The 6176-nt window shown below is 72.7% G+C and carries 6 protein-coding genes; 4 read left to right on the top strand and 2 right to left on the bottom strand.

Annotated features, from left to right (window positions below; genetic code table 11):
* Window positions 1-287: 287 nt before the first annotated feature.
* Both AB0M29_RS44840 and AB0M29_RS44835 read left to right on the top strand, forming a co-directional pair.
* Window positions 288-1142, top strand: a complete 855-nt coding sequence (locus AB0M29_RS44840; protein WP_365393571.1) for a helix-turn-helix transcriptional regulator — start codon at window positions 288-290, stop codon at window positions 1140-1142.
* 11 nt (window positions 1143-1153) lie between these two features.
* Window positions 1154-1330, top strand: a complete 177-nt coding sequence (locus AB0M29_RS44835) for a DUF397 domain-containing protein (protein WP_365393569.1) — start codon at window positions 1154-1156, stop codon at window positions 1328-1330.
* A 60-nt stretch (window positions 1331-1390) separates the two neighbouring features.
* Here the strand turns inward: AB0M29_RS44835 and AB0M29_RS44830 are convergent, their stop codons facing one another.
* Window positions 1391-1630, bottom strand: coding sequence for a ferredoxin (locus AB0M29_RS44830; protein WP_365393567.1), 240 nt, complete (start codon window positions 1628-1630; stop codon window positions 1391-1393).
* Window positions 1627-3135: an aldehyde dehydrogenase gene (locus tag AB0M29_RS44825; RefSeq protein WP_365393565.1), complete on the bottom strand. Its 1509-nt coding sequence runs from the start codon at window positions 3133-3135 to the stop codon at window positions 1627-1629. The genes AB0M29_RS44830 and AB0M29_RS44825 overlap by 4 nt, the downstream gene beginning before the upstream one ends.
* A gap of 108 nt (window positions 3136-3243) precedes the next feature.
* On the opposite strand from AB0M29_RS44825, the gene AB0M29_RS44820 reads away from it, so the two are divergent.
* Both AB0M29_RS44820 and AB0M29_RS44815 read left to right on the top strand, forming a co-directional pair.
* Window positions 3244-4248, top strand: a complete 1005-nt coding sequence (locus AB0M29_RS44820) for an MBL fold metallo-hydrolase (RefSeq protein WP_365393563.1) — start codon at window positions 3244-3246, stop codon at window positions 4246-4248.
* A 425-nt stretch (window positions 4249-4673) separates the two neighbouring features.
* On the top strand, window positions 4674-5927 hold the full coding sequence (locus AB0M29_RS44815) for a prenyltransferase/squalene oxidase repeat-containing protein (protein ID WP_365393561.1): 1254 nt from the start codon (window positions 4674-4676) through the stop codon (window positions 5925-5927).
* Window positions 5928-6176: the final 249 nt, after the last annotated feature.

The raw sequence follows: 6176 nt of genomic DNA, 5'->3' as shown, positions 1-6176 counted from the left end.
TCCGCATCGGACACGACCAACGGCGCAGCAACAGGCATACGCCATTCAACCGCACTCCGACTCTTCGTCCAAGGACTTCATTCACGCGACACTAGGGTCAGGCCACTGCGGTACCCACTCAACACGCTTGCTTTGTAGGGGAGTTGACTGTTCGCATGCGCCAAAACCCCTAGCCGATATGGGGCAATAATGCCCCACTGCAACCTTGTCTCCGAAATTTCCAGAAACGATCTGGACCGCGAAGGAGCGGAACGGCAGACTCGGAGCCACCATCTCGAAGGGACACCATGCCGCTGAGAAGCACCGCAACCGCTCGTCAGGAGCGCCTCGGTGCGGAGCTACGCAAGATGCGGGAAGCCGCGGGGATCACCGCGCGCGACACCGCGCGGCTGCTCGGCACCGACCCGGCGAAAGTCAGCCATATCGAGGCCGGACGCCTCGGGGTCAGCGAGGAGCGCTTACGCCGTCTGGCGGCGTTCTACGAGTGCGGCGACACCGCGCTCATCGACGCGCTCGTGACGATGGCCAACAGCCAGGGCCGCAAGGGCTGGTGGGAGACCTACCGCGGGGTGGTGCCCGCCGGGCTGCTCGACATAGCCGAACTGGAGCACCACGCCACACAGTTGCGCACCATCCAGATCACCCACATCCCGGGGGTGTTCCAGACCGAGGACTACACCCGGACCGTATTCGGTTACGCCATCCCGCCGCTGCCCGACAACGAGCTGGAGGCACGGGTGGCGCAGCGGATGGAGCGCTCCGGTGTGCTCTACCGGGAGACGGCGCCGCCGTACGAGGCGCTGATCCACGAGGCCGCGCTGCGGATGCGGTTCGGCGGCGGCAAGGTGGCCCGCGCCCAGCTCGAGCACATCCAGGAGCTGAGCCACCTGCCGCACATCAGCGTGCGGGTCATCCCGTTCGCGGCCGACGGCCACATCGGCTCCGGCCACGCGATGCTCTACGCGAGCGGCGCCGTACAGCCGCTCGACACCGTACAGATCGACTCCGCGCACGGGATCAGCTTCCTGCACGCGGCGCCGCACCTGGCCAACTACCGCGTCCTGTACGACACCCTGGCGGAGGTTGCCCTGGACGAGTCCCGGTCACGGGACTTCATTCACGACGTCTCCCAAGACCTCTGAAAGGCCCACCGATGACCGCGCCCCTCGTTTGGCAGAAGTCCACGTTCTCGCAGGAGCAAGGCGAGTGCGTCGAACTGACCACAGAGGGGGGCGCGGTCCTGCTCCGCGAGAGCGACGACCCCGCGACTGTGCTGATCACCACGCCGGTGGCGCTGGCACGCTTCCTGCGTGCCATAAAAGTGAGTTGACCCCGGGGCCGCGCCCCGGGGTCAACTCCTCGGGGTCACCCCCAGGTCACTGCTCGGGGATCACTCCTCGGGCGGGAAGACCGGCTCGCCGCTGCCGTGCACGGTCAGCGTGATGGCCTCCACGGGGCAGCTCTCGGCCGCCGCGAGGAGGGACTCCGCCGCGACCGCGTCCCGGTCCACCGGCCGGGACTGCCGCGGCACGCCGTCGAGGACGAAGGCCCCGGGCGCGCTGCCCGCGCACAGCCCCGAGCCGATGCAGACCGAGCGGTCCACGTCGACGTGCCAGCGGTCGGCGGTCACCGACCGCCCTCCGCCGCGTCCCCGGCCGCGTCCGCGGCGTCCGCTCCCGTCCAGCCGGCCGGCAGGTGGATCATCTTGTGCTCCAGGAACTCCCCGAAGCCCTCGGGCCCGAACTCCCGCCCCAGGCCGGAGTTCTTGTAGCCGCCGAAGGGGCCGAGCATGTCGAGGCTGAAGGTGTTGACCGAGTAGGTGCCGGTCCGCACCTGGCGGGCGATGTCGATGCCGTGCGCGGTGTCGCCGGTCCACACGCTGCCGGACAGGCCGTAGTCGGAGTCGTTGGCGATCCGTACCGCCTCCGCCTCGTCGTCGTACGGCAGCAGGCAGATCACCGGCCCGAAGATCTCCTCGCGGGCGATCCGCATGCCCGGCGTCACGTCGCCGAACAGCGTCGGCTCCACGTACCAGCCGGTGTCGAGTCCGGCCGGACGGCCGCCGCCCGCGATGACCTTGGCGCCCTCGGCCTGGCCGATCGCGATGTAGTCCAGCGAGCGCTGCTGCTGCCGCTTCGCCACCAGCGGGCCGACCTCGGTCGCGGGGTCCAGCGGGTCGCCGACCACCAGCGCGGACGCGGCGGCGGCCAGCCGTTCGGCGATCTCGTCGTAGCGGGCGCGGGGGGCGAGGATACGGGTCTGGGCCACGCACGCCTGGCCGTTGTTCATCCACGCGTTGGGCACGATCCCGGCGACGGCCGCGTCCAGGTCGGCGTCCGGCAGGATCACCGCGGCCGACTTGCCGCCCAACTCCAGTGTCACGCGGGTGAGGTTGCGCGCGGCCACCTCCATCACGCGCTTGCCCGCCGCCACGGAGCCGGTGAACGAGACCTTGTCGATGCCCGGGTGCCCGACCAGGTACTCGGAGACCTCGCGGTCGGCGGGCACGATGTTGAGCACGCCCTCGGGCAGCCCCGCCTCCTGGGCGATCTCCGCCAGCAGATACGCGTCCAGCGGCGACTCGGGCGACGGCTTGAGCACGGTGGTGCAGCCGGACAGCAGCGCGGGCGCGAGCTTGGCGGCGGCGGTGAACTGCGGCACGTTCCACGGCACCACGGCCGCGACCACGCCGACCGGCTCGCGGCGGACCAGGATCGGCCCGAGGACCCCGGCCCGCGCCTCCTCGAAGGTGAAGTCGCGCGCGACGGTGATCGCCGCGTCCCAGACCATCATCGCGCCGAGCGCCTGGGCGAGCACGCTCCACGAGTACGGCGAGCCGTTCTCGGAGCTGACCAGCCGGGCGATCTCCTCGTGCCTGACCAGGATCGCGTCCTTGATCCTGGTCACCACCGCGGTCCGCTCCTCCAGCGTCATCCGCGGCCAGGGGCCCTCGTCGAACGCCCGCCGGGCGGCCGCGACCGCCGCGTCCACATCCGCCCGCGAGGCGTGCGGCACCCGGCCGAAGACCTGCTCGGTGTGCGGCGAGACGACCTCGATGGTGTCCGTGCCGAGCGGGTCGACCAGCGCCCCGCCGATGAACAGCTTTCCGTGCTCGACGAATTCGGGATCGGTCATCGCTGTCGCCTCCGCTGCGGCTCGACCATTTCTGACGCTCAGTCAGAACTGATACCAGTTCTCGTTATAGTGGGCAATGGCGAAGGCCCGCCGAGGAGAGGGGATCCGATGGCGCACGTCACCGATCACGGCGGTGGGATCTGGAGCATCCCGGTGCCCATCCCCGACAACCCGCTCGGCCACACCCTCGTCCACCTGCTCGACACCGACGACGGACCGGTGCTGGTCGACACCGGCTGGGACGACCCGGGTTCGTACGACGCCCTCGTACGCGGCCTCGCCGAGGCGGGCACCGCGGTCGCCGACGTCCACGGGGTGCTGATCACCCACCACCACCCCGACCACCACGGGCTCTCCGGCCGGGTACGGGAGGCGTCCGGCTGCTGGATCGCGATGCACGCCGCCGACGCCGAGGTGGTGCGGCGCACCCGGGAGGCCGAGCCGGACCGCTGGGTGGAGTACCTGCTCGCCCGGCTCTCCGCGGCGGGCGCCCCCGAGTCGCACCTGGCACCGCTGCGGGCCGCGGGCGGCCGGGTGCTCGCCGGGCTGCGGCCCGCGCTCCCCGACCGGGAGATCGTGCCCGGCGAGCTGCTGCCGCTGGCCGGGCGGCGGCTGCGCGCGGTGTGGACCCCGGGCCACACGCCCGGCCATGTCTGCCTCTACCTGGAGGAGAGCCGCCGCCTCTTCTCCGGCGACCACCTCCTGCCGGAGATCTCCCCGCACATCGGGCTCTACGAGGACCCGGACGACCTCACCGAGACCGACCCGCTGGGCGACTACCTCGACTCGCTCGAACGCGTCGCCCGGCTGTCCCCCGCCCAGGTGCTCCCCGCCCACCAGTACGCCTTCGCTGACGCGCCCCGCCGGGTGCGTCAGCTGCTCGACCACCACGCGAGCCGCCTCACCGAGCTGCGTGCTCTCCTCGTGGACGGGCCCCGCACTCCCTGGCAGCTCGCCGAGACGCTGCCGTGGAACCGCGCCTGGCACGAGATCCCCGCCTCCTCCCGCACCATCGCCGTCTCCGAGACCGAGGCGCACCTGCGCCGCCTCACAAAGCTGGGCCGCGCCGAGGCGGTGCCGGGCTCCGACCCGGTCACGTACGTGGCCACCTGAAGCTGCGCTCGCGCTGCGCTTGCGGAGGTCCTGTTTTTCAGGGGCGCGGGGACGCGGGCTGCGCTTGCGGTGGACCAGGCACCGGACGTGCCCCGTTAGGGGCGCGGGGAAGCGCGCTGCGCTTGCGGGGGACCTGTGCCCCGTTAGGGGCGCGGGGAACTGCGCGACAAGCCACCGCGGTGGCGCGCGTCACCTCCGGCCCCAATGGGGCAGACGCGTTGTCTCCCGACCACCGGCCCGGTGGGGGCGGGCCGCGCAGTTCCCCGCGCCCCTACGGGGCACTACGGTGCCTGGTTCGACGCGGGCGCAGGGTGCGCACCCGGGGAGGTTAGGGTGGCGGACGCAGCAGCTCCCGGCACGGGCCCGCGCCCGTCGGCCACCCCCGCGCGGAGCGCACCTCGCCCCACCGAAAGGCCACACCGCTCATGCCCCTGCGCCGCCGCGCCGCCGTCCTGGTCGTCACCGCCGCCGTCAGCGCGCTGTCCGCGCTGTCCGTGCCCGCGGCGACGGCGGACACCGCGACTCCCTCCGCGTCCGCGTCCGCGCCCAAGCCGCCGTCCGGGCTGTACGGCGCCGGGGATCCGACGTACGACGGGGTGTGGCGCCAGTCGTACGCGCTGCTGGCGCTGAAGACGGCGGGCGTGAACCCGGCCGCGGCGGCGGTCGGCTGGCTGACCGGCCAGCAGTGCGCCGACGGCGGCTTCCCCTCGTACCGCGCGAACACCGCCGTGGCCTGCGACCCCAAGCACGAGGACACCAACGCGACGGGCATCGCCGTCCAGGCGCTGGCCGCGCTCGGCGGGCACGACGCGGCCACCGCCAAGGCGGTCGCGTGGCTGGCCACCGTGCAGAACGCGGACGGCGGCTGGTCGTACAACCCCGGCGGCGCCTCCGACCCGGACTCCGTCGGTGTGGTGATCGGCGCGCTCAAGGCGGCGGGCAAGGACCCGGCGGCGACGGCGAAGGGCGGCAAGACGCCGTACGACGCGCTGCGGACCTTCCAGTTCGGGTGCGCGGCGAAGCCCGCGGACCGCGGCGCCTTCGGGTACCCGATGAACGGCAAGCTGACGGTCAACGCCAAGGCCACCGCGGACGCGGTGCGCGGCGCGCAGGGCGCGACCTTCGTGGTGGCCGCCCCCGCCGCGGACATCGCCGCGAGGGTGCCGGCGTGCGTCACGGGGCACGACACCGCGGTCGCCACGCCCGCCGACGTCGCGAACGCGGGCGCGGCCTACCTCACGGCGCAGCTCACCGCGGGCGGTGACCACCTCACGGCGGTCACCCCCGGCGCGGACAAGCCGACGGCGGACTACGGCACCACCGCCGACGCCGTCATCGCTCTCGCCGCGGGCGGGCACCTCACCTCGGCGAAGTCCGCGTACACCTGGCTGGCCGCGAACTCCGCCGCGTGGTCGCGCGGCAACCCCGCCGCGCTCTCCCAGCTCGTCCTCGCCGCCCACGCCACGGGCGCCGACCCCCGTGCGGCGGGCGGCGCCGATCTCGTCCGCCAGCTCACCAACCTCGGCCCCGCCCCCACCACGCCCCCGGCCACCCCCGCCAAGAAGAAGGACTCCAAGAAGTCCTCCACCGCCTCCACCCTCCTCATCGTCGGCGTCTTCTTCATCGCCAGCGTCGGCTTCGGCCTCTTCCTGAGCGCCCGCAAGAAGCGGCAGCCTTGATGGCTGCGGAAGAAGCCGAGCCCCGTGGGGGCGCGAGGAAGCGCGCTGCGCTTGCGGTGGGCCTGTTTTTCAGGGGCGCGGGGAACTGCGCGACAAGCCACCGTGGTGGCGCGCGTCACCACCGGCCCCAATGGGGCAGACGCGTTGTCTCCCGACCACCGGCCCGGTGGGGGCGGGCCGCGCAGCCTCTCCGTACGAGGAGTTCCGTCATGTCCTTCGCCCGAAAGGCCCGCACCGCGGGAATCGGCG

Origin of the sequence: Streptomyces sp. NPDC051976 (assembly GCF_040680795.1) — a bacterium.
Classification (GTDB): Bacteria; Actinomycetota; Actinomycetes; order Streptomycetales; family Streptomycetaceae; genus Actinacidiphila.
The sequence above is the reverse complement of the archived record's forward strand: the minus strand, read 5'-3'. Positions and strand labels throughout refer to the sequence as shown.

Coding starts and splice junctions, on each gene's coding strand:
- AB0M29_RS44840 (WP_365393571.1), top strand. CDS start 288: ATGCCGCTGAGAAGCACCGCAACCGCTCGTCAGGAGCGCCTCGGTGCG.
- AB0M29_RS44835 (WP_365393569.1), top strand. CDS start 1,154: ATGACCGCGCCCCTCGTTTGGCAGAAGTCCACGTTCTCGCAGGAGCAA.
- AB0M29_RS44825 (WP_365393565.1), bottom strand. CDS start 3,135: ATGACCGATCCCGAATTCGTCGAGCACGGAAAGCTGTTCATCGGCGGG.
- AB0M29_RS44820 (WP_365393563.1), top strand. CDS start 3,244: ATGGCGCACGTCACCGATCACGGCGGTGGGATCTGGAGCATCCCGGTG.
- AB0M29_RS44815 (WP_365393561.1), top strand. CDS start 4,674: ATGCCCCTGCGCCGCCGCGCCGCCGTCCTGGTCGTCACCGCCGCCGTC.